The 25,445-nt window shown below is 70.8% G+C and carries 25 protein-coding genes; 18 read left to right on the forward strand and 7 right to left on the reverse strand.

The window, feature by feature from the left end; translation table 11 throughout:
• Nucleotides 1–6: 6 nt before the first annotated feature.
• The 14 genes from OG580_RS24755 to OG580_RS24820 all read left to right on the forward strand — a co-directional run bounded on the left by OG580_RS24755 (nt 7) and on the right by OG580_RS24820 (nt 12,808).
• The gene (locus OG580_RS24755) at nt 7–654 is read left to right on the forward strand and encodes an L-threonylcarbamoyladenylate synthase (RefSeq protein WP_267045861.1); all 648 of its coding nucleotides are present in this window, start codon (nt 7–9) and stop codon (nt 652–654) included.
• Nucleotides 651–1,298 carry a protein-tyrosine-phosphatase gene (locus OG580_RS24760; protein WP_267045862.1) on the forward strand — a complete coding sequence of 216 codons (648 nt, stop codon included), beginning with the start codon at nt 651–653 and terminating at the stop codon, nt 1,296–1,298. Before OG580_RS24755 ends, OG580_RS24760 begins: the two co-directional genes overlap by 4 nt.
• Nucleotides 1,299–1,427: 129 nt before the next feature.
• Nucleotides 1,428–2,699, forward strand: coding sequence for a serine hydroxymethyltransferase (gene glyA, locus OG580_RS24765; RefSeq protein ID WP_267045863.1), 1,272 nt, complete (start codon nt 1,428–1,430; stop codon nt 2,697–2,699).
• Nucleotides 2,700–2,806: 107 nt separating this feature from the next.
• The gene (locus OG580_RS24770) at nt 2,807–4,147 is read left to right on the forward strand and encodes an MraY family glycosyltransferase (RefSeq protein ID WP_267045864.1); all 1,341 of its coding nucleotides are present in this window, start codon (nt 2,807–2,809) and stop codon (nt 4,145–4,147) included.
• Nucleotides 4,148–4,409: 262 nt separating this feature from the next.
• The gene (locus OG580_RS24775) at nt 4,410–4,823 is read left to right on the forward strand and encodes a hypothetical protein (protein ID WP_267045865.1); all 414 of its coding nucleotides are present in this window, start codon (nt 4,410–4,412) and stop codon (nt 4,821–4,823) included.
• A gap of 222 nt (nt 4,824–5,045) precedes the next feature.
• Nucleotides 5,046–5,855: a F0F1 ATP synthase subunit A gene (atpB, locus tag OG580_RS24780; protein ID WP_267045866.1), complete on the forward strand. Its 810-nt coding sequence runs from the start codon at nt 5,046–5,048 to the stop codon at nt 5,853–5,855.
• Nucleotides 5,856–5,944: 89 nt separating this feature from the next.
• Nucleotides 5,945–6,211 carry an ATP synthase F0 subunit C gene (gene atpE / locus OG580_RS24785; RefSeq protein ID WP_024761915.1) on the forward strand — a complete coding sequence of 89 codons (267 nt, stop codon included), beginning with the start codon at nt 5,945–5,947 and terminating at the stop codon, nt 6,209–6,211.
• A gap of 40 nt (nt 6,212–6,251) precedes the next feature.
• On the forward strand, nt 6,252–6,797 hold the full coding sequence (locus tag OG580_RS24790) for a F0F1 ATP synthase subunit B (RefSeq protein WP_267045867.1): 546 nt from the start codon (nt 6,252–6,254) through the stop codon (nt 6,795–6,797).
• Complete coding sequence (locus tag OG580_RS24795) at nt 6,794–7,609, forward strand: F0F1 ATP synthase subunit delta (protein ID WP_267045868.1); 816 nt, start codon at nt 6,794–6,796, stop codon at nt 7,607–7,609. The genes OG580_RS24790 and OG580_RS24795 overlap by 4 nt, the downstream gene beginning before the upstream one ends.
• Before the next feature lie 142 nt (nt 7,610–7,751).
• Nucleotides 7,752–9,350: a F0F1 ATP synthase subunit alpha gene (gene atpA, locus OG580_RS24800; RefSeq protein WP_267045869.1), complete on the forward strand. Its 1,599-nt coding sequence runs from the start codon at nt 7,752–7,754 to the stop codon at nt 9,348–9,350.
• 20 nt (nt 9,351–9,370) lie between these two features.
• Nucleotides 9,371–10,288 carry a F0F1 ATP synthase subunit gamma gene (locus OG580_RS24805; RefSeq protein ID WP_267045870.1) on the forward strand — a complete coding sequence of 306 codons (918 nt, stop codon included), beginning with the start codon at nt 9,371–9,373 and terminating at the stop codon, nt 10,286–10,288.
• Nucleotides 10,288–11,730 (forward strand): F0F1 ATP synthase subunit beta, encoded by a 1,443-nt coding sequence (gene atpD / locus OG580_RS24810; RefSeq protein WP_267045871.1) that lies wholly within the window; start codon nt 10,288–10,290, stop codon nt 11,728–11,730. The genes OG580_RS24805 and atpD overlap by 1 nt, the downstream gene beginning before the upstream one ends.
• Before the next feature lie 111 nt (nt 11,731–11,841).
• Nucleotides 11,842–12,216, forward strand: coding sequence for a F0F1 ATP synthase subunit epsilon (locus tag OG580_RS24815; RefSeq protein ID WP_024761909.1), 375 nt, complete (start codon nt 11,842–11,844; stop codon nt 12,214–12,216).
• A 145-nt stretch (nt 12,217–12,361) separates the two neighbouring features.
• Nucleotides 12,362–12,808, forward strand: coding sequence for a DUF2550 domain-containing protein (locus tag OG580_RS24820; protein WP_267045872.1), 447 nt, complete (start codon nt 12,362–12,364; stop codon nt 12,806–12,808).
• A gap of 58 nt (nt 12,809–12,866) precedes the next feature.
• Here the strand turns inward: OG580_RS24820 and OG580_RS24825 are convergent, their stop codons facing one another.
• The 3 genes from OG580_RS24825 to OG580_RS24835 form a co-directional block, all read right to left on the reverse strand.
• Nucleotides 12,867–14,624, reverse strand: a complete 1,758-nt coding sequence (locus tag OG580_RS24825) for a glycoside hydrolase family 18 chitinase (RefSeq protein ID WP_267048113.1) — start codon at nt 14,622–14,624, stop codon at nt 12,867–12,869.
• A gap of 211 nt (nt 14,625–14,835) precedes the next feature.
• Complete coding sequence (locus tag OG580_RS24830) at nt 14,836–15,489, reverse strand: response regulator transcription factor (protein ID WP_267045873.1); 654 nt, start codon at nt 15,487–15,489, stop codon at nt 14,836–14,838.
• The gene (locus tag OG580_RS24835; protein ID WP_267045874.1) at nt 15,486–16,682 is read right to left on the reverse strand and encodes a sensor histidine kinase; all 1,197 of its coding nucleotides are present in this window, start codon (nt 16,680–16,682) and stop codon (nt 15,486–15,488) included. The genes OG580_RS24830 and OG580_RS24835 overlap by 4 nt, the downstream gene beginning before the upstream one ends.
• 152 nt (nt 16,683–16,834) lie before the next feature.
• Between OG580_RS24835 and OG580_RS24840 the strand changes: the two genes are divergently transcribed.
• Nucleotides 16,835–17,503 (forward strand): hypothetical protein, encoded by a 669-nt coding sequence (locus OG580_RS24840; RefSeq protein WP_267045875.1) that lies wholly within the window; start codon nt 16,835–16,837, stop codon nt 17,501–17,503.
• Here OG580_RS24840 and OG580_RS24845 read toward each other — a convergent pair.
• Genes OG580_RS24845 through OG580_RS24860 form a run of 4 tightly spaced genes read right to left on the reverse strand, consistent with a single transcriptional unit; the run spans nt 17,500 to nt 20,932 of the window.
• Nucleotides 17,500–18,072, reverse strand: coding sequence for a cob(I)yrinic acid a,c-diamide adenosyltransferase (locus OG580_RS24845; protein WP_267045876.1), 573 nt, complete (start codon nt 18,070–18,072; stop codon nt 17,500–17,502). The genes OG580_RS24840 and OG580_RS24845 overlap by 4 nt on opposite strands.
• A 24-nt stretch (nt 18,073–18,096) precedes the next feature.
• Nucleotides 18,097–19,245, reverse strand: coding sequence for a cysteine desulfurase family protein (locus OG580_RS24850; protein ID WP_267045877.1), 1,149 nt, complete (start codon nt 19,243–19,245; stop codon nt 18,097–18,099).
• A 14-nt stretch (nt 19,246–19,259) separates the two neighbouring features.
• The gene (locus tag OG580_RS24855) at nt 19,260–20,024 is read right to left on the reverse strand and encodes a hypothetical protein (RefSeq protein ID WP_267045878.1); all 765 of its coding nucleotides are present in this window, start codon (nt 20,022–20,024) and stop codon (nt 19,260–19,262) included.
• Nucleotides 20,021–20,932 (reverse strand): DMT family transporter, encoded by a 912-nt coding sequence (locus OG580_RS24860; protein ID WP_267045879.1) that lies wholly within the window; start codon nt 20,930–20,932, stop codon nt 20,021–20,023. Before OG580_RS24860 ends, OG580_RS24855 begins: the two co-directional genes overlap by 4 nt.
• A 235-nt stretch (nt 20,933–21,167) precedes the next feature.
• On the opposite strand from OG580_RS24860, the gene OG580_RS24865 reads away from it, so the two are divergent.
• The 3 genes from OG580_RS24865 to OG580_RS24875 all read left to right on the forward strand — a co-directional run bounded on the left by OG580_RS24865 (nt 21,168) and on the right by OG580_RS24875 (nt 25,403).
• Nucleotides 21,168–22,016, forward strand: coding sequence for a 3-hydroxyacyl-CoA dehydrogenase family protein (locus OG580_RS24865; protein WP_267045880.1), 849 nt, complete (start codon nt 21,168–21,170; stop codon nt 22,014–22,016).
• Nucleotides 22,017–22,143: 127 nt separating this feature from the next.
• A complete protein-coding gene (locus OG580_RS24870) occupies nt 22,144–22,467 on the forward strand; it encodes an STAS domain-containing protein (RefSeq protein ID WP_024761898.1) in 324 nt (107 codons plus the stop codon).
• A gap of 215 nt (nt 22,468–22,682) precedes the next feature.
• A complete protein-coding gene (locus OG580_RS24875) occupies nt 22,683–25,403 on the forward strand; it encodes an ATP-binding protein (RefSeq protein WP_267045881.1) in 2,721 nt (906 codons plus the stop codon).
• Nucleotides 25,404–25,445 lie beyond the last annotated feature (42 nt).

Here is a 25,445-nt window from a genome sequence, read left to right on the forward strand (position 1 = left end):
GAACTGATGGCACGGCGATACGACTGCAACGAGGCCACCGATCGTCTGACCGGTCTGCGCGAGGCCGCGTCCGCCGTCCGCCGGGGCGAGCTGGTCGTGCTGCCCACCGACACCGTGTACGGGATCGGGGCGGACGCCTTCAGCAGCGAGGCCGTCGCGGACCTCCTGGCCGCCAAGGGCCGGGGCCGCAACATGCCCACGCCCGTGCTCATCGGCTCCCCGAACACCCTCCACGGCCTGGTCACGGACTTCTCCGAGCACGCCTGGGAGCTCGTCGACGCCTTCTGGCCCGGCGCGCTGACCCTCGTCGCCCGGCACCAGCCCTCCCTCCAGTGGGACCTGGGCGACACCCGCGGGACCGTCGCCATCCGCATGCCGCTGCACCCGGTCGCGATCGAGCTCCTCACCGAGGTCGGTCCCATGGCCGTGTCCTCGGCCAACCTGACCGGCCACCCGTCGCCGGAGGACTGTGACGCGGCCCAGCAGATGCTGGGGGACTCCGTCTCCGTCTACCTCGACGGCGGGCCCACGCCCGGCATCGTCCCGTCCTCCATCGTCGACGTCACGGGCAAGGTGCCGGTGCTGCTGCGCGAGGGCGCGCTGTCCCCGGAGGAGCTCCGGAAGGTCGTACCCGACCTCGAGGTGGCACATTGACCGCCCCTGAGGGGCGTGGCATAGCGGGGTTCGACGACAGCAGCACCTTCCGCATCCTCCACGTCAGCACCGGCAACGTCTGCCGCTCGCCGATCACCGAGCGGCTGACCCGCCACGCCCTGTGCGACCGCCTCGGCGACCCTCTCGGCGGCGGCCTGATCGTGGAGAGCGCGGGCACCTGGGGCCACGAGGGCGCCCCCATGGAGGCCAACGCCGAACTGGTCCTCGCCGACTTCGGCGCGGACTACAGCGGCTTCGTGGGCCGCGAGCTCCTCGACGAGCACGTCATCCGCGCGGACCTGGTCCTCACGGCGACCCGCGACCACCGCGCCCAGGTCATCTCGATGGGCCACTCGGCGGGCCTGCGCACCTTCACCCTGAAGGAGTTCACCCGCCTGGTCCGCGCGATCGACCCCGCCACGCTCCCGGACCCGCGCGACGAGGGCATGGTCGAACGCGCCCGCGCCCTGGTCCGTGCCGCCGCGGCTCTACGCGGGTGGCTCCTCGCCCCCTCGGTGGACGCGGACGAGGTCAACGACCCGTACGGCGCTCCGATCACCTTCTTCCGTTCGATCGGCGACGAGATCAACCAGGCGCTGGACCCGGTGGTGACGGCGCTGACGGGCGTCTCGTCCCGAGACTGACGCGCGTCGGCCCGCGCGCCCTCGCCAGGCCCGACGCCCGGGAGGCCCTTCGGGGCCGAGCGGTGCGAGGTGCGCGGCGGAAGGCGCCGTCGACGCGCGCCGTCGGGAGTGCGTGCCTACATTGGTGCCATGCCGGTCACCGCGCCCCCCGATGAGGATCTCGACGTCCTGCGCCGGCAGGACCCGGAGATCGCCGACGTGCTGCTCGGCGAGATGCGCCGGCAGAGCGACAGCCTGCAGCTGATCGCGGCCGAGAACTTCACCTCGGCCGCCGTCCTCGCCGCACTCGGCTCCCCGCTCGCCAACAAGTACGCCGAGGGCTACCCCGGCGCCCGCCACCACGGCGGCTGCGAGTACGCCGACGCCGCCGAGCGGATCGCCGTGGAACGGGCCACCGCGCTCTTCGGAGCCGACCACGCGAACGTCCAGGCGCACTCGGGCTCCGCGGCCGTCCTGGCGGCCTACGCGGCCCTCCTGAGGCCCGGTGACACGGTCCTGGCCATGGGCTTGGAGCACGGCGGCCACCTCACCCACGGTTCGCCCGCCAACTTCTCGGGCCGCTGGTTCGACTTCGTCCCGTACGGCGTCGACGCCGAGACCGGCCTCGTCGACTACGAGCAGGTCGCCGCCCTCGCCCGGCACCACCGCCCGAAGGCGATCGTCTGCGGCTCCATCTCCTACCCCCGCCACCTCGACTACCGGATCTTCCGCGAGATCGCCGACGAGGTGGGCGCCTACCTGATCGCCGACGCGGCCCACCCCATCGGTCTGGTCGCCGGGGGAGCGGCCCCCAACCCCGTCCCGTACGCCGACGTCGTCTGCGCGACCACCCACAAGGTCCTGCGCGGTCCGCGCGGCGGGATGATCCTGTGCGGCGCCGAGCTCGCGGGCCGGATCGACCGGGCGGTGTTCCCGTTCACCCAGGGCGGCGCCCAGATGCACACGATCGCGGCGAAGGCGGTGGCCTTCGGCGAGGCGTCCACCCCGGCGTACGCCACGTACGCCCATCAGGTGGTGGAACACGCGCAGGTCCTCGCCGCCGCCCTCGCCGCCGAGGGCTTCGCGCTCATCACCGGCGGGACCGACACCCACCTCATCACCGCCGACCCCGCGCCCCTCGGCGTCGACGGCCGCACGGCCCGCGCCCGGCTCGCCGCCGCCGGCATCGTGCTCGACACCTGCGCCCTGCCCCACGGCGGAGCCGCGTACGTCACGGCAGGGGAGGGGCGCGGCATCCGGCTCGGCACGGCAGCCGTCACCACCCAGGGCATGGGTGCCCCGGAGATGGCGAGGATCGCCGCGCTGTTCTCCTCCGCACTCCGTGACGACCCCGCGGAAACGGCTCGTGTACGAGCGGAAGTACGTGCCCTGACCGGCCGATTTCCCCCGTATGGACGCTGAGTAGGACCCGAGCGCAACCGTTCGGGGGGCCCGCGTGTCTCCAAGCACATGGACGGCACGGCTAGGGTGTGGGGCTGAGATGGCCAGCGATTCCTGTGGGGCAGCCCGTGCGTGATTACCTGCTGACGCTCTGTGTCACGGCCGCGGTGACCTATCTGCTCACCGGTCCGGTGCGGAAGTTCGCCATCGCGACCGGGGCGATGCCGGAGATCCGTGCCCGAGACGTACACCGAGAACCGACACCGCGGCTCGGTGGCATCGCCATGTTCTTCGGGCTGTGCGCCGGACTGCTCGTCGCCGACCACCTGCAGAACCTGAGCAGCGTCTTCGAACTGTCCAACGAACCGCGCGCGCTGCTCTCCGGCGCCGCGCTGATCTGGCTGATCGGCGTCCTCGACGACAAGTTCGAGCTGGACGCGCTCATCAAGCTGGGCGCGCAGATGATCTCGGCGGGCGTGATGGTCGCGCAGGGTCTGACGATCCTGTGGCTGCCGATCCCCGGCGTCGGCGTGGTCTCCCTGACCCCCGGGCAGGGCACGCTCCTCACGGTCGCCCTCGTCGTCGTCACCATCAACGCCGTCAACTTCGTCGACGGTCTCGACGGCCTCGCCGCCGGCATGGTCTGCATCGCCGCCGCGGCCTTCTTCCTGTACGCCTACCGGCTCTGGTACGGCTACACGATCGAGGCCGCCGCCCCCGCGACGCTCTTCACCGCCATCCTCATGGGCATGTGCCTGGGCTTCCTGCCGCACAACATGCATCCGGCGCGGATCTTCATGGGTGACTCGGGCTCGATGCTGATCGGTCTGATCCTGGCCGCCTCGGCCATCTCGATCACCGGTCAGGTCGACCCGGACGCGCTGAAGATCTTCGAGGGCTCGACCCGACAGGCCACGCACGCCGCCCTGCCCGTCTTCATCCCGCTGGTGCTGCCGCTGACGATCATCGCGATCCCGATGGCGGACCTGGTCCTCGCGATCGTGCGCCGTACGTGGAAGGGCCAGTCGCCGTTCGCGGCCGACCGCGGGCACCTCCACCACCGGCTCCTGGAGATCGGGCACTCGCACAGCCGCGCGGTGCTGATCATGTACTTCTGGTCGGCGCTGATCGCCTTCGGGACGCTGGCGTACTCGGTCCACTCGGCCTCGATGTGGATCGTCCTCGGCATCACCGTGCTGAGCGCGATCGGTCTGGTGCTGCTCCTGCTGCCGCGGTTTACGCCGCGTGCCCCGCGCTGGGCGGAGGCCGTCGTGCCGCCGCGCTACCGGCGTCGCAAGCCGGCCGCCACGATGCCGGAGACGGCCGTGGAGGAGGACGTGGAGAGGCGTGACGAGGACGCCGTCGACGCGGAGGAGCGGGTTCCGGTGCCCGCGGGGCTCCACGGGGCCACCGCCATCGGCAACCGAGGGCGCTTCACCGATCGACGGAAGGCCGGAACGCCGAGTTGACGAAAGCCGCAACCGCGGTCATTAGCAGACAAGGCGCCCTTCTGTCGCGCACACACGCGCGGACTAGCCCTCATGTGTGACAGTTGGCACACCTAACGGGTAAAGACCTATTCAAATAGTTTGTGATACCGTTCACGAGACCCGGCGACAGTGCCGAAAGACCGTAGTGCGACGGTCCGTTGGCCCCGAGACCCACCTCGGACCGGGCTTACGCTCGTCCTTGACGACACCATCGCCCCCTCCAGCAAGCGGAGACACCGCCATGCCGTCCAACGACGCACGCATCCTTCTGCACACCGCCGTTCCCACCGCTGTCGTCGGCGTTATCGCCACGGTCGTCAGCGGAGTGGTCGCCGGTGGGAAGGGCGCGATCGGCGCCGTCGTCGGCACCCTGGTCGTCCTTCTCTTCATGGGTATCGGGCAGGTTGTTCTGCAGCGGACGGCGAAGTCGCTGCCGCACCTCTTCCAGGCCATGGGGCTCATGCTCTACACGGCCCAGTTGCTGGTGCTCTTCATCTTCCTGGCCTTGCTCAAGAACACCACGCTGTTCGACTTCAAGGCCTTCGCCTTCACGCTGCTCGCGACGACCGTGGTGTGGGTCGCCGCACAGGCCCGGGCCTACATGAAGGCCAAGATCACGTACATCGACCCCGGAAACACGGGGTCGAAGTCGTGAAGGGTAGGGCCGGGATAAAGCCACGTTCGGCTTCCTGCTATCGTCCGGTGCCAACTGCGGCACTGCGGGCGCGGGCATCCGAGACGCCTGTCCCAGCGCGAGGCTCGATGCCGAACCGCCGCCCCCTTATCCGTAAGACCAGTCCAGTGCCGACCCGCGGCTGCGTGCCGCGCCGACACAACGAGGTTGCCGTACCTATGCGCCACGCTGAAGGAGCCCGCGGTGAGTGCTGACCAGACGCTTGCCTTCGACCCGGATTGCCACATCTTCAGTGGATGCGGCTTCCCGGCGCCGGGCCTGCACACGTTCATGTACGAGCCCCTGTTCTCCGTGGGTGGCTTCGACTTCACCAAGCCGATGCTGCTCGCCATCCTGGGCTCGATCGTGGTCGTCGGGTTCTTCTGGGCCGCCTTCAACAAGCCCAAGCTGATCCCCGGCAAGATGCAGATGGTCGGCGAGGCCGGTTACGACTTCGTGCGCCGCGGCATCGTCTACGAGATCATCGGCAAGAAGGACGGCGAGAAGTACGTCCCCTTCATGGTGTCGTTGTTCTTCTTCGTCTGGATCATGAACCTCTGGTCGATCATTCCGCTCGCCCAGTTCCCGGTCACCTCGCTGATCGCCTTCCCGGCCGGTCTCGCGCTGATCGTGTACGTCATGTGGATCTCGCTCACCTTCAAGAAGCACGGCTTCGTGGGCGGCTGGAAGAACATCGTCGGCTACGACAAGTCCCTCGGTGCCATCCTCCCGATGGTCGTCGTCCTCGAGTTCTTCTCGAACCTCTTGATCCGGCCCTTCACGCACGCGGTGCGACTGTTCGCGAACATGTTCGCCGGTCACCTGCTGATCGTGATGTTCTCGCTGGCCACCTGGTACCTCATGAACGGCCTGGGCTTCGTCTACGCCGGTGCCTCGTTCGTGATGGTCCTCGTGATGACCGCCTTCGAGCTCTTCATCCAGGCCGTCCAGGCGTACGTCTTCGTGCTCCTGGCCTGCAGCTACATCCAGGGCGCGCTCTCCGAGCACCACTGAGCCGTCCCGGCCCGTAGCTCCACCCCGAATCCATCAGTCGTCCGGTGGCCAACCCCCACCGGGTCATTGAAAGAGAAGGAAGTAACGGCATGTCCGCTGCTCTCGACATGATCAACCTTGCCGCCGAAGGTGGCAGCGCCAAGACCAACGTCGTCGGCAACGTCGCCTCGATCGGTTACGGCCTCGCCGCGATCGGCCCCGGCGTCGGCGTCGGCATCATCTTCGGTAACGGCACCCAGGCCCTCGCCCGTCAGCCTGAGGCGGCCGGCCTGATCCGTACCAACCAGATCATGGGCTTCGCCTTCTGTGAGGCGCTCGCCCTCATCGGCATCGTCATGGGCTTCGTCTACCAGTAAGCCGGACCGACTGCCCGATTCTTTTACGGAAGGCACTGATGTGAACGCGCTTCTTCTTGCGCAGGCGGAGGAGCCCCAGCCTCCTCTGATCCCGCATCTCGACGAGCTCGTCATCGGCCTGATCGCCTTCGTCATCGTCTTCGGCTTCCTCGCCAAGAAGCTCCTCCCGAACATCAACAAGGTTCTGGAGCAGCGTCGCGAGGCCATCGAGGGTGGCATCGAGAAGGCCGAGTCGGCCCAGATCGAGGCTCAGAGCGTGCTGGAGCAGTACAAGGCCCAGCTCGCCGAGGCCCGCCACGAGGCCGCGCGTCTTCGCCAGGAGGCGACGGAGCAGGGCACCGCGATCATCCAGGAGATGAAGGCGGAAGGCCAGCGCCAGCGCGAGGAGATCATCGCGGCCGGCCACACGCAGATCGAGGCCGACCGCAAGTCCGCGTCCGCCTCGCTGCGTCAGGACGTGGGCAAGCTCGCCACCGACCTGGCCGGCAAGCTGGTCGGCGAGTCCCTTGAGGACGCCGCCCGCCAGAGCCGGACGATCGACCGATTCCTCGAAGAGCTCGAGGAGAAGGCCGAGGCCGTCCGATGAACGGAGCGAGCCGCGAGGCACTGTCCGCCGCCCGCGAGTCCCTCGACGCGCTGACCGACAACACCTCGGTCGACGCGACGAAGCTCTCGGACGAGCTGGCCGCCGTCACCGTTCTGCTCAACCGCGAGGTGTCGCTGCGCCGGGTCCTGACCGACCCCTCGCAGTCGGGTGAGGCCAAGGCCGAGCTCGCGCAGCGACTCCTGAGCGGTCAGGTGGGCGGCGAGACCGTCGACCTGGTCTCGGGCATGGTGCGCAACCGCTGGTCGCGTTCGCGCGACCTGGTCGACGTGGCCGAGGAGCTGGCGAACATCGCCGACCTCACCGCGGCGCAGAAGGCGGGCGCGCTCGACGACGTCGAAGACGAGCTGTTCCGGTTCGGCCGGATCGTGTCCTCCAACCCCGAGCTCCGCTCGGCGCTGACGGACAAGGCCGCCACGGCCACCGCCAAGGGTGAGCTGCTCCGCAGCCTGCTCGGCGGCAAGGCCCACGCGACCACCGAGCGTCTGGTCGTCCGTCTGGTGACCCAGCCCCGGGGACGTAGCCTGGAAGCGGGACTCGAGTCCCTCTCCAAGCTCGCCGCGGCGCGCCGGAACCGGATGGTCGCCGTCGTCACCTCGGCGGTGCCGCTGTCCGACCAGCAGAAGCAGCGCCTCGGTGCTGTTCTGGCCAAGCTGTACGGCCGGGAGATGCACCTGAACCTGGACGTGGACCCGGCGGTCCTCGGCGGGATCACGGTGCAGGTCGGCGACGAGGTCATCAACGGGTCGATCGCGGAGCGTCTCGACGAGGCGACCCGTCGACTGGCCGGCTGACAGCACCAGCCACACAGCAACAAGCATCACAGCATCACCAGCGGCCCGGTTGGGCCGTGCAGAGATTGCAGAAGATTCCTGGGGGTCGGCCCCCAGACCCCTTAAGAAACTTCGGGCCCAACAAGGAGAGCAGGGAACCCAGATGGCGGAGCTCACGATCCGGCCGGAGGAGATCCGGGACGCACTGGAGAACTTTGTCCAGTCGTACCAGCCGGACGCGGCCTCGCGCGAGGAGGTCGGCACGGTCAGCCTGGCCGGTGACGGTATCGCGAAGGTCGAGGGTCTTCCCTCGGCCATGGCGAACGAGCTGCTGAAGTTCGAGGACGGGACCCTCGGTCTCGCGCTGAACCTCGAAGAGCGCGAGATCGGTGCGATCGTCCTCGGCGAGTTCAGCGGCATCGAGGAGGGGCAGTCGGTGCAGCGCACCGGCGAGGTCCTCTCCGTCGGCGTCGGTGAGGGATACCTGGGTCGCGTCGTCGACCCGCTCGGCAACCCGATCGACGGTCTCGGCGAGATCGCGACCGAGGGCCGCCGCGCCCTCGAGCTGCAGGCCCCGGGCGTTATGGCCCGTAAGTCGGTGCACGAGCCGATGGAGACCGGCTACAAGGCCGTCGACGCCATGACGCCGGTCGGCCGCGGCCAGCGTCAGCTGATCATCGGCGACCGTCAGACCGGCAAGACCGCGCTGTGTGTCGACACGATCATCAACCAGCGCGACAACTGGCGCTCGGGCGACGTGAACAAGCAGGTTCGCTGCATCTACGTCGCCGTCGGCCAGAAGGGCTCGACCATCGCGTCCGTTCGCGGCGCCCTGGAAGAGGCCGGCGCGCTCGAGTACACGACGATCGTCGCCGCCCCGGCGTCCGACCCGGCCGGCTTCAAGTACCTGGCGCCGTACACCGGTTCCGCCATCGGTCAGCACTGGATGTACCAGGGCAAGCACGTCCTGATCGTCTTCGATGACCTGTCGAAGCAGGCCGACGCCTACCGCGCCGTGTCGCTGCTGCTGCGCCGCCCGCCGGGCCGTGAGGCCTACCCGGGTGACGTCTTCTACCTGCACTCGCGTCTGCTCGAGCGCTGCGCGAAGCTCTCGGACGAGCTCGGTGCCGGTTCGATGACCGGTCTTCCGATCGTCGAGACCAAGGCGAACGACGTGTCGGCGTTCATCCCGACCAACGTCATCTCCATCACCGACGGCCAGTGCTTCCTGGAGTCCGACCTGTTCAACGCCGGCCAGCGCCCGGCCCTGAACGTCGGTATCTCGGTCTCGCGTGTCGGTGGCTCCGCCCAGCACAAGGCGATGAAGCAGATCTCCGGTCGCCTCCGTGTGGACCTCGCCCAGTTCCGTGAGCTGGAGGCGTTCGCCGCCTTCGGTTCGGACCTGGACGCGGCCTCCAAGGCGCAGCTGGAGCGTGGACAGCGCATGGTCGAGCTGCTCAAGCAGGCTCAGTACCAGCCGATGCCCACCGAGAACCAGGTCGTCTCCGTCTGGGCCGGCACCACCGGCAAGATGGACGACGTCCCGGTCGCCGACATCCGTCGCTTCGAGGCCGAGCTCCTGGCGTACCTGCGCCAGAACCACTCGGGTCTCATGACCTCCATCCGTGAGGGCGGCAAGATGTCGGACGACACCCTGCAGTCCGTCGGTGACGCCATCGCGCAGTTCAAGACGCAGTTCGAGACCTCTGACGGCAAGCTGCTGGGCGAGGACGCTCCTGCCGCCGTCAACGTCTCGAAGTGACGACGGAAGGGACCTGACTCATGGGAGCGCAGCTCCGGGTCTACAAGCGTCGCATCAAATCCGTCACCGCGACGAAGAAGATCACCAAGGCGATGGAGATGATCGCCGCCTCGCGTGTCGTCAAGGCGCAGCGCAAGGTGCAGGCGTCGACTCCGTACGCGACCGAGCTGACCCGCGCGGTCACGGCGGTGGCCACGGGTGCCAATGACAGGCACCCGCTGACCACCGAGGCGGAGAACCCGATCCGTGCCGCGGTCCTGCTCCTCTCGAGCGACCGCGGTCTGGCCGGCGCCTTCAACTCCAACGCCATCAAGGCGGCGGAGAAGCTGACGGCGAAGCTGGAGGGCGAGGGCCGCGAGGTCACCGTCTACGTCGTCGGCCGTCGTGGCATCGCGCACTACAACTTCCGTGAGCGGAAGCTGGCCGGAACGTGGACCGGGTTCACGGACCAGCCGTCGTACGGCGACGCCAAGACGATCGCGGCACCGCTGATCGAGGCGATCGAGAAGGACACGGCGGAAGGCGGCGTGGACGAGCTCCACATCGTCTACACCGAGTTCGTCTCGATGATGACGCAGACCGCGGTCGAGGCCCGGCTGCTGCCCCTCAGCCTCGACGAGGTGGCGAAGGAGGCCGGCGAGTCGGACACCCTCCGCCCGCTGTACGACTTCGAGCCGTCGGCGGAGGACGTCCTCGACGCCCTGCTGCCCCGGTACGTCGAGAGCCGTATCTACAACGCGCTGCTCCAGTCGGCTGCCTCCAAGCACGCCGCCACGCGCCGCGCGATGAAGTCGGCGACCGATAACGCGGGAGACTTGATCAACAACCTCTCCCGACTTGCCAACGCGGCCCGCCAGGCCGAAATCACCCAGGAAATCAGCGAGATCGTCGGTGGCACCGCAGCCCTGGCCGACGCGACCGCGGGGAGTGACAAGTAATGACGACCACTGTTGAGACGGCCGCCGCCACGGGCCGCGTCGCCCGGGTCATCGGCCCGGTCGTCGACGTGGAGTTCCCCGTCGACGCGATGCCGGCGATCTACAACGCGCTGCACGTCGAGGTCATGGACCCGACCGAGGAGGGCGCGACCAAGACGCTGACCCTCGAGGTCGCCCAGCACCTCGGTGACGGCGTCGTCCGCGCCATCTCCATGCAGCCCACCGACGGCCTGGTCCGCCAGGCCCCGGTGACCGACACCGGCACGGGCATCACCGTTCCCGTCGGTGACGTCACCAAGGGCCGCGTGTTCAACACGCTGGGTCAGGTGCTGAACGCGGACGAGTCCACCGTGGCCGACGCGCCGCGCTGGACGATCCACCGCAAGGCCCCGGCCTTCGACCAGCTCGAGTCCAAGACCGAGATGTTCGAGACCGGCCTGAAGGTCGTCGACCTTCTCACCCCGTACGTCAAGGGTGGAAAGATCGGTCTGTTCGGTGGTGCCGGTGTCGGCAAGACCGTTCTGATCCAGGAAATGATCGTCCGTGTGGCCAAGCTGCACGACGGTGTTTCGGTCTTCGCGGGCGTCGGCGAGCGCACCCGTGAGGGCAACGACCTCATGGTCGAGATGGAGGAGGCCGGCGTTCTCGACAAGACCGCGCTGGTCTTCGGCCAGATGGACGAGCCCCCGGGCACCCGTCTGCGCGTGGCCCTCGCCGGTCTGACCATGGCGGAGTACTTCCGCGATGTGCAGAAGCAGGACGTGCTGTTCTTCATCGACAACATCTTCCGCTTCACCCAGGCCGGTTCCGAGGTGTCGACCCTGCTCGGCCGTATGCCCTCCGCCGTGGGTTACCAGCCGAACCTGGCCGACGAGATGGGTCTCCTCCAGGAGCGCATCACCTCGACCCGTGGTCACTCGATCACCTCGATGCAGGCGATCTACGTCCCCGCGGACGACCTGACCGACCCGGCTCCGGCCACCACCTTCGCCCACCTCGACGCGACGACGGTTCTCTCCCGTCCGATCTCCGAGAAGGGCATCTACCCGGCCGTGGACCCGCTGGACTCCACGTCCCGGATCCTGGACCCGCGCTACATCGCGCAGGACCACTACGACGCCGCCACGCGCGTCAAGGGAATCCTGCAGAAGTACAAGGACCTCCAGGACATCATCGCGATTCTCGGTATCGACGAGCTGAGCGAGGAGGACAAGCTCGTTGTCCACCGCGCCCGCCGTGTCGAGCGATTCCTGTCCCAGAACACCCACGCGGCGAAGCAGTTCACCGGTGTGGACGGTTCGGACGTTCCGCTCGACGAGTCGATCGCCGCGTTCAACGCGATCTGCGACGGTGAGTACGACCACTTCCCCGAGCAGGCCTTCTTCATGTGTGGTGGCATCGAGGACCTCAAGAACAACGCCAAGGAACTCGGCGTCTCCTGAGCCCCGTGCTGCCTGAGGGGGGCGGGATCCGTCCTGCCCCCCTCGCCACGCCCATTAGAATTGACCCCAACACCCGGCACGACCGCCGGGTGGTGACCCGAGGAGCCACCCTTGGCTGCTGAGCTGCACGTCGAGCTGGTCGCCGCGGACCGGAGTGTCTGGTCCGGCGAGGCCACCCTGGTCATCGCGCGTACCACCTCCGGCGACATCGGCGTCATGCCCGGCCACCAGCCGCTGCTCGGTGTGCTGGAGTCGGGCCCGGTGACCATCCGTACCAGCGAGGGCGCGACTGTCGTCGCCGCCGTCCACGGCGGATTCATCTCCTTCGCCGACGACAAGCTGTCTCTGCTCGCGGAGATCTGCGAGCTGGCGGACGAGATCGACGCCCAGCGCGCCGAGCGCGCGCTGGAGCGTGCGAAGTCGGATTCCGACGCCGCCGCCGAGCGGCGCGCCGATGTCCGGCTGCGCGCGGTAGCGGTCCGCTGACGGTCCGCGCCGAGTAGTAGTGCCCTCAGCCGCGGCACGGCTGGAATTATCCAGACCGTGCCGCGGCTGAGGCGATGCAGATGCAGGTTGTATTCGGTTCGGCCGGCTGTGCCGGCTACGGGACGCAGCGAGGAGGTCGGTGAAGATGTTCCTCGCTCTGCTCGTGTGCGGCCTGGTCGTCGCACTGGTGGTGATCGGGCTCTTCGTCTTCGGCTTGCGCCGGAGGCTGATCCAGCGCGCCGGCGGCACCTTCGACTGTTCCCTGCGCTGGGACATTCCCGACGAGCCGGATCCGACCGGCAAGGGCTGGGTGTACGGCGTCGCCCGTTACAGCGGTGACGAGATCGCCTGGTTCCGTGTCTTCTCGTACGCGCCCCGCCCGCGCCGTGTCCTGGAGCGTTCGGTGATCGTGGCCCAGGAGCGCCGGATGCCGGAGGGCGAAGAGGAGCTCGCGCTGCTCTCCGACGCGGTGATCCAGGCCTGTACGTATGACGGGGTCCGCCTGGAGCTCGCGATGAGCGAGGACGCGCGGACCGGCTTCATGGCCTGGCTGGAGGCGGCGCCTCCCGGCCAGAGGGTGAATGTCGCTTAGAACGTGAAGAAGCGGGGGTCGGCGTGCTGCGCCGGCCCCCGCTTCGTCGTGCCGCGTGCTAGTTCAGCCCGGTGTTGATGGCGCCGACGAGCTCGCCGTTGCCGGTGTCACCGCTGAACTCCCAGAAGAACGCGCCACCCAGGCCCTGGTTCTTCGCCCAGCTCATCTTGGACGTGACCGTGGCCGGAGTGTCGTAGCTCCACCAGTTGGTGCCGCAGTGGGCGTACGCCGTGCCCGCGACGGTGCCGTTGGCGGGGCAGGAGTTCTTGAGGACCTTGTAGTCCTCGATGCCCTGCTCGTACGTGCCCGCCGCCGGGCCCGTCGCCGTGCCGCCCGGGGCGGACTGGGTGACGCCGGTCCAGCCGCGGCCGTAGAAGCCGATGCCGAGGAGGAGCTTGGAGGCGGGGACGCCCTTCGCCTTGAACTTGGCGATTGCCTCGGCGGAGTTGAAGCCCGCCTGCGGGATGCCGGCGTAGGAGGTGAGCGGGGAGTGCGGGGCCGTCGGGCCCTTCGCCGCCCAGGCGCCGAAGAAGTCGTACGTCATGACGTTGAACCAGTTCATGTACTGCGCGGCGCCCGCGTAGTCGGCGGCGTCGATCTTGCCGCCGGCGGAGGCGTCGGCCGTGACGGCCGCGGTGACCAGGTTGTTGGCACCGAACTTGGCGCGCATGGCCTGCATCATGTTCTTGAAGGAGGCCGCACCGCTGGTGTCGCAGGAGAGACCGCAGGCGTTCGGGTACTCCCAGTCCAGGTCGATGCCGTCGAAGACGTCGGCCCAGCGCGGGTCCTCGACCAGGTCGTAGCAGGACTGGGCGAAGGCGGTCGGGTTCTGCACGGCCTGGCCGAAGCCGCCGGACCAGGTCCAGCCGCCGAAGGACCAGAGGATCTTGATGTTCGGGTAGGCCTTCTTCAGCTTGCGGAGCTGGTTGAAGTTGCCGCGCAGCGGCTGGTCCCAGGTGTCGGCGACGCCGTCGACGGACTGGTCGGCGGTGTAGGCCTTGTCGTAGTCGGCGTAGGCGTCACCGATGGTGCACTTGCCGCCCGTGACGTTGCCGAAGGCGTAGTTGATGTGGGTGATCTTGGACGCGGAGCCCGAGGTCACGATGTTCTTCACGTGGTAGTTGCGCCCGTAGACGCCCCAGTTGGTGAAGTAGCCCATCTTCACGACGTTGGGCGGCGGGGTGCCGTCTCCGCCGGTGGTGCGGACGGGGACGGGGCCGGCGGCGGGGCCGGTCTGGTCGATGGTGTCGCGGGCGACGACCGTGTAGCTGTAGTCGGTGCCGGCGGTCAGGCCCTGGTCGGTGTAGGTGAGGCCGGTGACCGTGGTGACCTTGGTGCCGTCCCGCAGGACGTCGTAGTTCTTGATGCCCTTGTCGTCGGTGGCCGCGGTCCAGGTGAGCTTCACCGAGGTGTCGGTGATGTTCGAGGCGACCGGGGTGCCGGGGGCGGTGGGCGGGGTGTCGCCCGGCTGGGAGGTGCCGTCACAGGCGGCGCCGTTGATCTTACAGCCGGTGGGCGCGCCCGGTCCGGAGCCGTTGTAGCCGAAGGAGACGGAGGCGCCGGGGGCGAGGGTTCCGTTCCAGCCGACGTTCTTGGCGGTCCAGTGGGTGCCGGAGCTGGTGACGGTGGCGTCCCAGGCGGAGGTGACGGCGGTGCCGGCGGGGTAGTCCCACTCGACGGTCCAGGAGCTGATGGTGGTGGTGCCGGTGTTCTTGACGGTCCAGTTGGCGCCGAAACCGGTGCCCCAGTCGGACGTCTTGGTGTAGGTCGCCGTGGCGGAGGTGGCGGCTTCCGCGGGTGTGGCGAGGCCGACCATGGCGGCCAGCGGCAGGATCAGGGCGGTCAGACCGGCGGCGGCCCGGTGTCTGAACCCTGTTCTGCGCGTCGGTGCTTGAGTGCTCAACGGTGCTCCTCAAGTTGCGGACGGACAAAGGTGGGGGTGGTCCGTGAAGATGCGCGCGCCCCGCGAGCGTAGGAAGGTCTGGACCAATCGTCAAGAGGTCCAGACCAACGTCGCCGTTCTTCGGTTAGACGCCCAACTCCTGTGCCAGTACCGCCGCTTGGACCCTGCTGCGCAGCCCCAGCTTCCCCAGGACCTTGCTGACGTGCGTCTTCACCGTCGCCTCCGCCATGTCGAGCCGTACCGCGATCTCCGCGTTCGACAGTCCGCCGCCCAGCGTCGACAGCACCTCCCGCTCCCGGGGTGTCAGGGCGTCGAGCACCGCCGGGTCCGTCCCCGCGTCCGTACGCGCCGGCCTGCCCGTCGCGGCGAACTCGGCGATCAGCCGCCGGGTCACCGCCGGGGCGATCAGTCCCTCGCCGCGCCCCACGGTCCGTACCGCCTCGATCAGCTCCCGCGCCTCCGCGTTCTTCAGCAGGAAGCCCGCCGCGCCCGCCCGCAGCGCCCCGAACACGTACGCGTCCAGATCGAAGGTCGTCAGGACGAGGACGTCCGCGAGCCCCTCCGCGACGACGATCCCGGTCGCCGTCACCCCGTCCATCCGGGGCATCTGCACGTCCATCAGGACCAGGTCCGGGCGCAGCTCGCGCGCCAGCTCCACCGCCCGCTCCCCGTCCGCCGCCTCCCCGACCACCTCGATGTCCGGGGCGCTGCCCAGGATCAGGACCAGCCCGGCCCGTACCGCGCTCTGGTCCTCGGCGACCACCACCCGCACCGTCATGCCCGCTCCTCGTCGCTCGCGTCCACGGGCAGCTCCGCCCGGACCCGCCACCGTTTCCGTCCCTCGTCGTCCGTGACCGGACCCGCCTCGAAGACCCCGTCGAGCAGTGCCACCCGCTCCCGCATCCCCACGAGACCGGCCCCCGAACCGGGCGCGGTCGGCCCGGGCCGCTCCCCGTACGGACTCGTCACCCGCACCCACAGCGCCCCCGGGTCCTGGCCCAGGGTCACCCGCACCTCCCCGGGCGCCGCGTGCTTGAGCGCGTTCGTCAGGGACTCCTGGACGATCCGGTACGCGGCCAGCTCCACCGGCGCCGGGAGCCCCGCGCCGCTCTCCCGGGTGTCGTCGAGGGCGAGCACCAGACCGCTGGGCTCCGCGTTCGCCGCGGCCTGGGCCACCAGCGCGTCCAGCCCGGCGAGCGTGGGAGCGGCGGCAGGCTCCGTGTCCCCGCTGCCCTCCCGCAGCAGCCCGATGAGGCGCCGCATCTCCGCGAGCCCCGCCACGCTGTTCTCCCGGATCACGGTCAGCGCCTGCCGGGTGGTGGCCGGCTCGTCGAGCGAGAGCGCGGCCGTGGAGTGGATCGCGATCGCCGAGAGGTGGTTCGCCACCATGTCGTGCAGCTCGCGCGCCATCCGCGACCGCTCGGCCACCACCGCCTGCGCCCGGTCCATCTCGGCGAGCAGCGCGGTCTGTTCGGCGCGCAGCCGGGCGGCGTCGGCCGCCTCCCGGTGGTTGCGGACGACCGCGCCCGTGATCGCCGGGAGGAAGGAGATCATGCCGGTGATCACGCCCACGAGGAGCGCGACCGCGTTCTGCCACCAGACGAGGAAGACCACCGTGGCCGTGACGGTGATCAGACCCATGGTGTACGGGATGCGCCGGGCCTGGGCGGGCGTGCCGTACACCACCGCCGCGTAGACCACGTCCGTGAACATCAGGACCGTGGCGAGATTGCCGTTGGTGAACTGGTCGCCGACGATCGCCAGGGTGGCGACGATCAGGGCGGTCCGGGGAGCGGCCCGGCGCAGGGCCTCCATCGCGGCCATCACGGTCAGCGGGATCAGCGTCGCCCAGCGCGGCCCGATGACGTGGTCCCCGGTCACGAAGAGTCCGAACGACCACAGGATCAGGCCGCCGACCAGCCCGGTGGCGGCGATGTACAGGTCGATGCGGTGCGGGCGGGGAAGCGTCACGTACCCATCCAACACGCCCCCGTCCGGGGGGACCTCCTCGTCCGGGCCGATCCGTCCCTCCGTCGAAGGATGTAGACGGACTTCCTCACCGGCGACGACGAAGCGCGTCCGATCGCACGGGACGCTGAGAGGGAACCGAAAGGGGAACCGTCGTGATCGTCGCGCTGATCGTGATCTGCGAGGTCGGCTTCTGGGTCCTGCTGGCCGCCGGCCTCGCCACCCGCTATCTCCTGAAGATGCCCCGGGCGGGCATGGCGCTGCTGCTGTGCGAGCCGCTCCTGGAGGTCCTGCTCCTGGTCGTCACCGCGATCGACCTCAAGAACGGGGCCGAACCGAGCTGGCGGCACGGTCTCGCCGCCGTGTACATCGGCTACACCGTCGGCCACGGCCACCGCACCGTGAAATGGCTCGACGGCCACGCCGCCCACCGCCTCGGCGGTGGCCCGCCGCCGCGGAAGCCGCCGCAGTACGGCATGGCGCGCGCCCGGCACGAGGGCCGGGTCTGGCTCGGCTCGGTGGTCGCCGCGTCCGTCGCCTCCGTCCTGCTGCTCCTGGCGATCGGGTACGTCGGCGGCGACGGGAACACCGAGTCGCTGCGGAGCTGGATCTTCTTCGCCTGGCGGGCGGCGGGCATCCACGGCCTGATCGCGCTCACGTACGCGATCTGGCCGAAGAAGGCCCCGCAAGCCGATTCAGCGGTCGCCGCCCGGGACCCACAGCACGTCCCCGACCTCCTTGTTCGCGGTCCGCGCAAGGATGCTGCATCCCCCGGGGGACAACCCCCGGACCCCCGGCAAGGGCATGCCCGGCGTCCGGTCTAGCGCTCTCCGCCGGGTACCCAGAGCACGTCTCCGACCTCCTTGTTGGCCACCCTGGCCAGGATGAACAGGAGGTCGGAGAGCCGGTTGAGGTACGTGGCGGTCAGGGCGTTCATCGACTCGCCGTGCACCTCGAGGGCCGCCCACGTGGAGCGCTCCGCCCGCCGGACCACCGTGCACGCCTGGTGCAGCAGCGCCGCACCGGGCGTGCCGCCCGGCAGGATGAAGGAGCGCAGCTTCTCCAGCTCCTCAAGGAAGCGGTCGCAGTCGGCCTCCAGCTTGTCGACGTACGACTGCTCGACACGCAGCGGCGGGTACTTCGGGTCCTCCACGACCGGCGTGCACAGGTCCGCGCCCACATCGAACAGGTCGTTCTGGACGCGGACGAGGACCTTCACGACCTCCTCGTCCAGCTGCCCGAGGGCGACGGCCGTGCCGATGACGGCGTTGGCCTCGTTGGCGTCGGCGTAGGCCGAGATCCGCAGATCCGTCTTGGCGGTCCGGCTCATGTCACCGAGGGCGGTGGTGCCCTGGTCGCCGGTACGGGTGTAGATGCGCGTCAGATTGACCATGGGGGCCAGCCTATGCCTTGGCGATCAGGCCGCCCCGACCGCCGGGCGCGAGACCCCGGCCGCCAGTGCGCGGGCAGCGTGGACGACGTCCTCCTCGGTGGTGAAGCGGCCGAAGCCCACCCGGATGCTGCCCCGGATCCGCTCCGGCGTGAGACCGGTCGCCGTGAGGACGTGCGAGGGCTCCTGCGCCGCACTGTTGCAGGCCGAACCCGTCGACACCGCGATGTCCGTGACCTCCAGGAGCAGCTGCTGGGCATCGGTGCCCTCGAAGGACAGGTTCACCGCGTGCGGCAGGAACCCCGGTCCCGTGCCGCTGTTCAGCGCGTACGGGACCAGCTCGGCGAGCGTGGACAGGAACCGCTCCCGCAGTCCGGCCAGCCGGACCGCCTCCTCCTCCCGGCCCGTCGTGAGCACGCCGACGGCCGCGCCCAGACCGATGACGGCGGCGGTGTTGACCGTGCCCGCGCGCAGTCCGCGCTCCTGGCCGCCGCCGTGCAGCAGGGGTGCCAGCGGGGCGCGGTCCGACAGACGGTTGGAGACGTACAGGACGCCGACGCCCTTCGGGCCGTAGATCTTGTGTCCCGAGAAGGTGAGGAGGTCGACGCCGAGCGCTCGGACGTCGACCGGGAGGGAGCCCACGCCCTGCGTCGCGTCGCAGTGCAGCGGCACGCCGACGGCCCGCGTGACCGCGCCGATCTCCGCCACCGGCTGGATCGTGGAGGTCTCGTTGTTCGCCAGCATCACCGAGACCAGCGCGGTGTCCGGCCGGAGCGCCGTCGCCACCTGGCGCGGGGAGACCCTGCCCTCGGTGTCGACGGGCAGCACGGTCACGTCGTGCCCGGCGGCCCGCAGGGCACGGCAGCTGTCGAGGACGGACTTGTGTTCCACGGCCGTGGTCACCACGTGGCGCCGTTCGCCGGGTGTGACGACCCCCTTGATCGCGAGGTTGTTGCCCTCCGTCGCGCCCGAGGTGAAGTAGATCTCGCTGCGCGCCGCCCCGATCAGCCGGGCGACGGCTCCGCGCGCCCGCTCGACCTCGCGGAAGGCGCGGATGCCGGCCGCGTGCGGGCTGGACGGGTTGGCGTAGCAGTGGGTGGCGGCGAAGGTCATCGCCTCGACGACCGCCGGGTCGGTCGGTGTGGTCGCCTGGTGGTCGAGATAGATCGTGGCCATGCCTGTACTCCCTGTCAGAAGTCGTCGGCGGTGTAGGGCAGGGCGATCGGATCGGCGCAGGCCGCGTCGGCGAAGACCAGCACGATCTCCTCGGCGGGGTCCGCCTGGGTGCGGAGGTAGATCTCGGCGCCCTTGGTGACCTTGTCCCGGTCGGCGAGGGAGCTGACGTCGACGACATGGCGGCGGGCGCAGTCGGGGAAGGCGGCCCGCAGCCGGGCGAAGTAGCGCGCGAAGTACTCGGCGACGAGGAGCGGGCAGCGCGGTACGACGTGGTCGTCCCTGACGACCCCGGCGAGCACCTTCTCGTACTGACGGGAGCGGAAGACGATCTCGTCCCCGTCCAGGGAGAACAGCGGGTGCTCGGCCGGGTCGCGCAGCCGCCGCTTCATGGCGCGCGCGGCGCGATTGCGCAGCGTGCGTTCGCGCGTGACGGTGAAGGAGGTCCCGGCTTCGGCGGCCGCGGCGGTGAGCGGGGTGAGGTCGGTCTCCGCGGGGCCGGCGGCCGGCAGCGTACACACGTCGTCGGAACAGGACATCCCGAGGTCGTTGACGATGACGTCGTACACCACCTTGTTGCCCCGGTGGAGGCGGCGGGCGGCGGCGCCGGTCTCCTGGGCCAGGGCGAAGGAGCTCAGCGAGAACTCCCCGATGCCGGCGGTCGCCTCGAAGTAGCCGCCCGCGACGAGGACCGCCGAGCGGACGGCGGGGTCGACGGTCTCCAGGAGGGGCGCGACCCTCGGCGGGAGGGTGTGGGTCCGGGGGGTGGTCAGGGTGTTCACGTGTGCACTCCGTTCTTCCGGGAAGGGGATCGATCGGATGGTGCGGGGGGCTCGTCGGGTGCCGTCGGCCGGCGGGCGGTGCCGACGGCCGCGGTCACCACGCAGAGCACGGCGGCCCATTGGGCGGGTGAGAGCCGTTCGCCGAGGAGGGCCAGGCCCACCAGGGCCGCGATGACCGGCTCCACCGTGGACAGCACGGCGAAGACCCGGGGCGGCAGCCGGCGCAGCGCGGCGAACTCCAGCGAGAAGGGGACGACGGTCGTCAGGACCGCCACCGCCAGTGCGGCCCCGAGTACCCCGGGTTCGAGCAGGACCCCGGGGGAGGGCAGGCCGAGGGCGGGAGCGGTGGGCAGCGCGAGGACGGCGGCCACGGTCAGGCCGAGCGCCAGGCCGGAGCCGCCGGGGACCGCGCGGCCCACCCGGGCGCCGAGGAGGATGTAGCCGGTCAGCGCCGCGCCGGTGAGCAGGCTCGCGGCGAGGCCGACCGGATCGTCCATGCCCCGCGTACCGCCGAGCACGAGCAGGCCGACGGCCGCGACCGCCACCCAGAGCCGGTCGAGCGCGCGCCGCGAGGTGACCGCCGCGAGCAGGAGCGGTCCGCTGAACTCCAGCGTCACGACGACGCCGAGGGGCAGCCGGGAGGTCGCTTCGTAGAAGGCGAACTGCATGACGGCGAAGACGGCCCCGTAGGGGAGCAGCAGTCGCCAGTGGACGCGAAGGAGCCGTGGCGCTGGCCGGGACAGGAGGCAGAGCAGGGCGGCGGCGATGAGGAGGCGCAGCAGGGTCGCGCCGGTCGGGCCGGTCTCCTCGAAGAGCCGCTTCGCGAAGGCGGAGCCGAACTGCAGGCTGACCATGCCGGTCAGGAGCAGCAGGGGCGCGGGGGCGGCTCCCAGGGCGTACGGACGCATGACGGCACCTCCTCTCCGGGTCTCGGCTCGGTGCCTCGATCGGCGGGCGAATGCCGGAGACTCTATACCCCCTAGGGGTATCTGGCGACCGGAATGGGACGCGGAAGGGGTGTCGTGAGTGTGACGTCCGTCAAAGAGGGCGTGACGCGCGTTACTTAGCGGTCACATGGCGCCCCGCGACCGCTAATCTCCGCCGGAGAGCCAGAAGTGAACAGGCGTTAAGGGGTGGAACATCGTGGCCAGGAAGCTCGCCGTCATCGGGGCCGGACTCATGGGGTCCGGCATCGCGCAGGTCTCGGCACAGGCAGGCTGGGACGTCGTCCTGCGTGACGTCACCGACGCCGCCCTGACCCGCGGCACCGACGGAATCAAGGCGTCGTACGACCGGTTCGTCGCCAAGGGCAAGCTGAGCGCCGCCGACGCCGAGGCCGCACTCGGCCGGATCACCGCCACGACCGAGCTCGAGGCCGTCGCCGACGCCGACATCATCGTCGAGGCCGTCTTCGAGAACCTCGACGTCAAGCACGAGATCTTCCGCTCGCTCGACAAGGTCGCCAAGGACGGCGCCGTCCTCGCCTCCAACACCTCCGCGATCCCGATCACCAAGATCGCCGCGGTGACCGAGCGCCCCGAGGCCGTCGTCGGCACCCACTTCTTCTCGCCGGTCCCGATGATGCAGCTCTGCGAGCTCGTCCGCGGCTACAAGACGAGCGACGCCACCCTCGCCACCGCCCGGGAGTTCGCCGAGTCGGTCGGCAAGACCTGCATCGTCGTCAACCGTGACGTGGCCGGCTTCGTCACCACCCGGCTCATCGCCGCCCTCGTCGTCGAGGCCGCCAAGCTCCACGAGTCGGGCGTCGCCACCGCCGAGGACATCGACATCGCCTGCAAGCTCGGCTTCGGCCACGCCATGGGCCCGCTCGCCACCGCCGACCTCACCGGCATCGACATCCTGGTGAACGCGGCCAACAACATCTACACCGAGTCCCAGGACGAGAAGTTCGCGCCCCCGGAGCTGATGCGCCGGATGGTGGACGCGGGTGACATCGGGCGCAAGAGCGGGCAGGGCTTCTACAAGCACTGAGCCCGGCCCACCACCCCGCCCTCACTCCGTGGGGTGAATTTAGGTACCGGTTCGCTGACAGGGCGCAACGCTTCTGCCGGTGCGGCAGTCAGTTGTTGCGAAGACGGAGCACTCTCGGGGAGCGCATATGCACATCAGGGGCGACCACGTCGAGCTGGTCGTCGGGGGCCGCCTCGACGTCCGCAGCGCTGCGGACGCCCGTACGGTCCTGCACTCTGCCGTCGACGACGGTGTCGGCGACCTCGTGCTCGACCTGACCGGCCTCGACTCCTGGGACGCGACCGGACTCGGCGTGATCATGGGTGCCCACCGGCGGGCCGGGCGCTGCGGCCGGCGCCTCGTCCTGCGCGGGGTGCCACCCCAGATGCAGCGGCTGCTCGTGGCCACCCGGCTCCACCGCATCCTCGCCATCGAGGGCGGTCTCGCCGCGGAGTCGCTGCCCCGGGTGTGAGCCGACGGGCGGAAGTGACAGGCGGGACACGGCTCTGTGAAGCCGCTGTGTGAACCAGGCGTCACGCTCAATCCTCACAAGACCGTGACGTCTTGGTCTCGCGGGCACCCCGGCTGTTCCCGACCGCCTGACCACGGTCTAGGGTTCGCTCGCCCGCACAATGACGGACCCACCCGGCGGGCACCCTGACACAGCGCTTCTTGGGGGCTTGCACCATGGACCCGATCAACCCTGGGTCGGAGGAGTACGGTCACGACACCGAGGGCGAGGACGCCCGCCCCGCACTCGGCGCGGCCCTGCCCGAGCGCTCACCCGCGTCCCCCGCCCGCGCCCGCGTCGTCCGCCTCGTCTCCGGCGAGCTGCTCCTCACCGTCAACCCCGTCGACGGCAGCGAGATCGAGCCCTGCCCGCCCGGCCAGGAGCCCGGGGCCCCCCGCCGACGCACCCCCGAGGAGCGCGCCGAGGCCGCCCGCGCCGCCGCACCCTCCGTACCCCCCGGGCCCGCCGCCCCCGAGCTGCCCCTCCTCGAACGCCAGGACCAGCGCGAGCGGCTCGCCGAGATCCTCGCCCGCGGCCGCTCCGCCCGCCTGACCGGCCCCGCCGGCTCCGGCCGCACCGCCCTCCTCGACGCGGTCGCCGCCGACTGCGCGGAGCTCGCCCCCGACGGCGTCGTCCGCCTCTCCGGCCACCACCGGACCCCCGCCGAACTCCTCCACGAGCTCTTCACCGCCGTCCGGTACGCCCCGAACCACCGGCCCGACCGGACCACGCTCCCCGACCGGCTCCGCGACATCGGCGCCGTCGTCGTCGTCGACGACCTGGAGTTCGGCGGCGCCGCCCTCGACGAGCTCCTCGCCGCCGCCCCCGAGTGCGCCTTCCTCCTCGCCGCCGCCCCCGACGCGCCCGCCGCCTCGGCCGACGCCCACGTCGAGGAGGTCGCCCTCGCCGGCCTCGGCCGCGGCGCCGCCCTCACGCTTCTGGAGAGCGCCGTCGGCCGCACCCTCACCGACGAGGAGGCCAACTGGGCCGGCGACCTGTGGTTCGAGTCCGAGGGCCTCCCGCTGCGCTTCGTCCAGGCCGGGGCGCTGCTCCGCCAGCGCGACCGGCTGCGCGTCACCCCGGCGGAGTTCGACGCCTTCGGCGCCCTCGAGGAGGCCTTCGGACCGGCCGACCCGGCGGCGGCCGCAGCCGTCGCCGCCGCGGCCTTCGACGGGATCGACGACCCCGACATCGAACTGCGCGAGATACCCCTGCCCAGCCTCGGCGAGGGCGCCGCGCCCGCGGCCCTCCTCGCCTCCCGCCTCAGCCGCTCCGCCCAGACGGCCCTGCGCTTCGCCGTCGCCCTCGGCGGCGAACTCCCGCACCAGGCCCACCTGCCGGCCCTCGTCGGCGACACCCACGCCGACGCCGCCCTCGGTGAACTCCTCGCCTCCGGCCTGCTCTCCCCGGTCGGCAGCCGCTACCGGCTCGCCACCGGCGTCCTCACCCAGCTCCTCGCCCACGGGTACGGACACGACGCCGCCGACCGCGTCCACAGCGCGGGCCGGCACTATGCCTGGTGGGCCGGCCACCCCTCCGTCACCCCCGACCGCGCCGCCGCCGAGTCCGACGCCCTGCTCGCCGCCCTGGCCGCCCTCGTCCCGAGCGCCGGCACGGGGGCCGGGTCCGACGCCGAAGGCGACGCGGAGCGCCGGGCCACCGCCGTCCTCCTCGCCCGCACCGCCGCACCCGCCTTCGCCGCGGGACTGCACTGGGGCGCCTGGGAACGCGCCCTGCGCGCCGGTCAGGAGGCCGCCCGGCTCACCGGGGACGTCGCCGAGGAGGCGTACTTCCATCACGAGCTCGGCGTCCTCGCGATCTGCGCCGGAAACCTGGAGCGGGCCCGCGCCGAGCTGGAGGCCTCCATCGGCATGAGGGGGGTGCTCGCCGACAAGCGCGGCACCGTCGCCGGACGCCGGGCGCTCGCGCTCGTCGCCGACCTCTCGGGGGACCACGACACCCCGGTCGCCGCCCGCGCCGAGGAGCCCGTCTCCCCGCCGAGGGGGACACCCGCCCTGAGGCGCCGTCCGGACCGCCCCGCGTCCCCGGAGCCGCTCACGGCCCCGCTGCCCGGCGGCCCGGCACAGGCCGTGGCTCTCACGGCTCCCACGGCTTCCGCGGCTCCCGCGTTCCCCGCGTTCCCCGACTTCGCCGACGAGGGCCCGACGCTCATCACGCGCCCCGACACCGTCCGGGACGGCGGCCGCCCGGGCCTCGCGGGGGGCATCCTCACCGGCGCCCGCCGCAACCTCGCCGCCGTCGGCGCGGGCGCGCTCCTGGTGGTCGTCCTCGGCACCGTCGTCACCCTCGGCGCGACCTCCGGCAGCGGCGACGACCCCGCCACCAACCGCGTCACCTCCGACAGCACGGCGACCGAGGGCGGCACCGGCGACGGCCTCGACGGCGACGAGCCGCCGGCCGAGGGCGAGGCGGGGGAGGGCGGCGAGTCGGGCGAGCCCACGCACTCCGGCTCCCCGAGCGCCTCCGGCTCCGACGGCACCTCGCCGTCGGCCTCGTCGACGGACTCGCCGACGAGCCCCGGCGCCTCCGGCTCCCCGAGTGCGTCGGGCTCGTCCTCGGCCCCGTCCTCCTCGGCGCCGTCTCCTTCGGGCAGCCCGACGGGCACCACGGCTCCCGCCACGACCCAGCCGCCGGCGAGCCCGTCGACCACTACGCGCCCGCCGCGCCCGTCGACCACGCCTCCGACGACCACGACGCCGCCGCCCCCGACCACCACCCCGCCGACCACCCCGCCCCAGACGACCACGCCGCCTCCGACGACGACCAGCCCTCCGGCGACGGGGGAGAACTCCCCCAGCAACTCCGCCTCGGCGACCCTCGGCGGCGGCCCCTCCGTCTCCGACAGCCCCGCCGCCTCGGAGACGACGACCGTCTGACCCGCGTACGGAGACGGGGACGGCCCCGGGCGCGCTCACCGC

Origin of the sequence: Streptomyces sp. NBC_00094 (assembly GCF_026343125.1) — a bacterium.
Lineage (GTDB): Bacteria > Actinomycetota > Actinomycetes > Streptomycetales > Streptomycetaceae > Streptomyces.

Excerpts from the sequence above, each read along its gene's own strand:
- OG580_RS24755 (WP_267045861.1), top strand. The coding sequence starts at position 7 with ATGGCACGGCGATACGACTGCAACGAGGCCACCGATCGTCTGACCGGT.
- glyA (WP_267045863.1), top strand. The coding sequence starts at position 1,428 with ATGCCGGTCACCGCGCCCCCCGATGAGGATCTCGACGTCCTGCGCCGG.
- OG580_RS24775 (WP_267045865.1), top strand. The coding sequence starts at position 4,410 with ATGCCGTCCAACGACGCACGCATCCTTCTGCACACCGCCGTTCCCACC.
- atpE (WP_024761915.1), top strand. The coding sequence starts at position 5,945 with ATGTCCGCTGCTCTCGACATGATCAACCTTGCCGCCGAAGGTGGCAGC.
- OG580_RS24795 (WP_267045868.1), top strand. The coding sequence starts at position 6,794 with ATGAACGGAGCGAGCCGCGAGGCACTGTCCGCCGCCCGCGAGTCCCTC.
- atpA (WP_267045869.1), top strand. The coding sequence starts at position 7,752 with ATGGCGGAGCTCACGATCCGGCCGGAGGAGATCCGGGACGCACTGGAG.
- OG580_RS24805 (WP_267045870.1), top strand. The coding sequence starts at position 9,371 with ATGGGAGCGCAGCTCCGGGTCTACAAGCGTCGCATCAAATCCGTCACC.
- atpD (WP_267045871.1), top strand. The coding sequence starts at position 10,288 with ATGACGACCACTGTTGAGACGGCCGCCGCCACGGGCCGCGTCGCCCGG.
- OG580_RS24820 (WP_267045872.1), top strand. The coding sequence starts at position 12,362 with ATGTTCCTCGCTCTGCTCGTGTGCGGCCTGGTCGTCGCACTGGTGGTG.
- OG580_RS24825 (WP_267048113.1), bottom strand. The coding sequence starts at position 14,624 with ATGGTCGGCCTCGCCACACCCGCGGAAGCCGCCACCTCCGCCACGGCG.
- OG580_RS24830 (WP_267045873.1), bottom strand. The coding sequence starts at position 15,489 with ATGACGGTGCGGGTGGTGGTCGCCGAGGACCAGAGCGCGGTACGGGCC.
- OG580_RS24845 (WP_267045876.1), bottom strand. The coding sequence starts at position 18,072 with ATGGTCAATCTGACGCGCATCTACACCCGTACCGGCGACCAGGGCACC.
- OG580_RS24850 (WP_267045877.1), bottom strand. The coding sequence starts at position 19,245 with ATGGCCACGATCTATCTCGACCACCAGGCGACCACACCGACCGACCCG.
- OG580_RS24860 (WP_267045879.1), bottom strand. The coding sequence starts at position 20,932 with ATGCGTCCGTACGCCCTGGGAGCCGCCCCCGCGCCCCTGCTGCTCCTG.
- OG580_RS24870 (WP_024761898.1), top strand. The coding sequence starts at position 22,144 with ATGCACATCAGGGGCGACCACGTCGAGCTGGTCGTCGGGGGCCGCCTC.
- OG580_RS24875 (WP_267045881.1), top strand. The coding sequence starts at position 22,683 with ATGGACCCGATCAACCCTGGGTCGGAGGAGTACGGTCACGACACCGAG.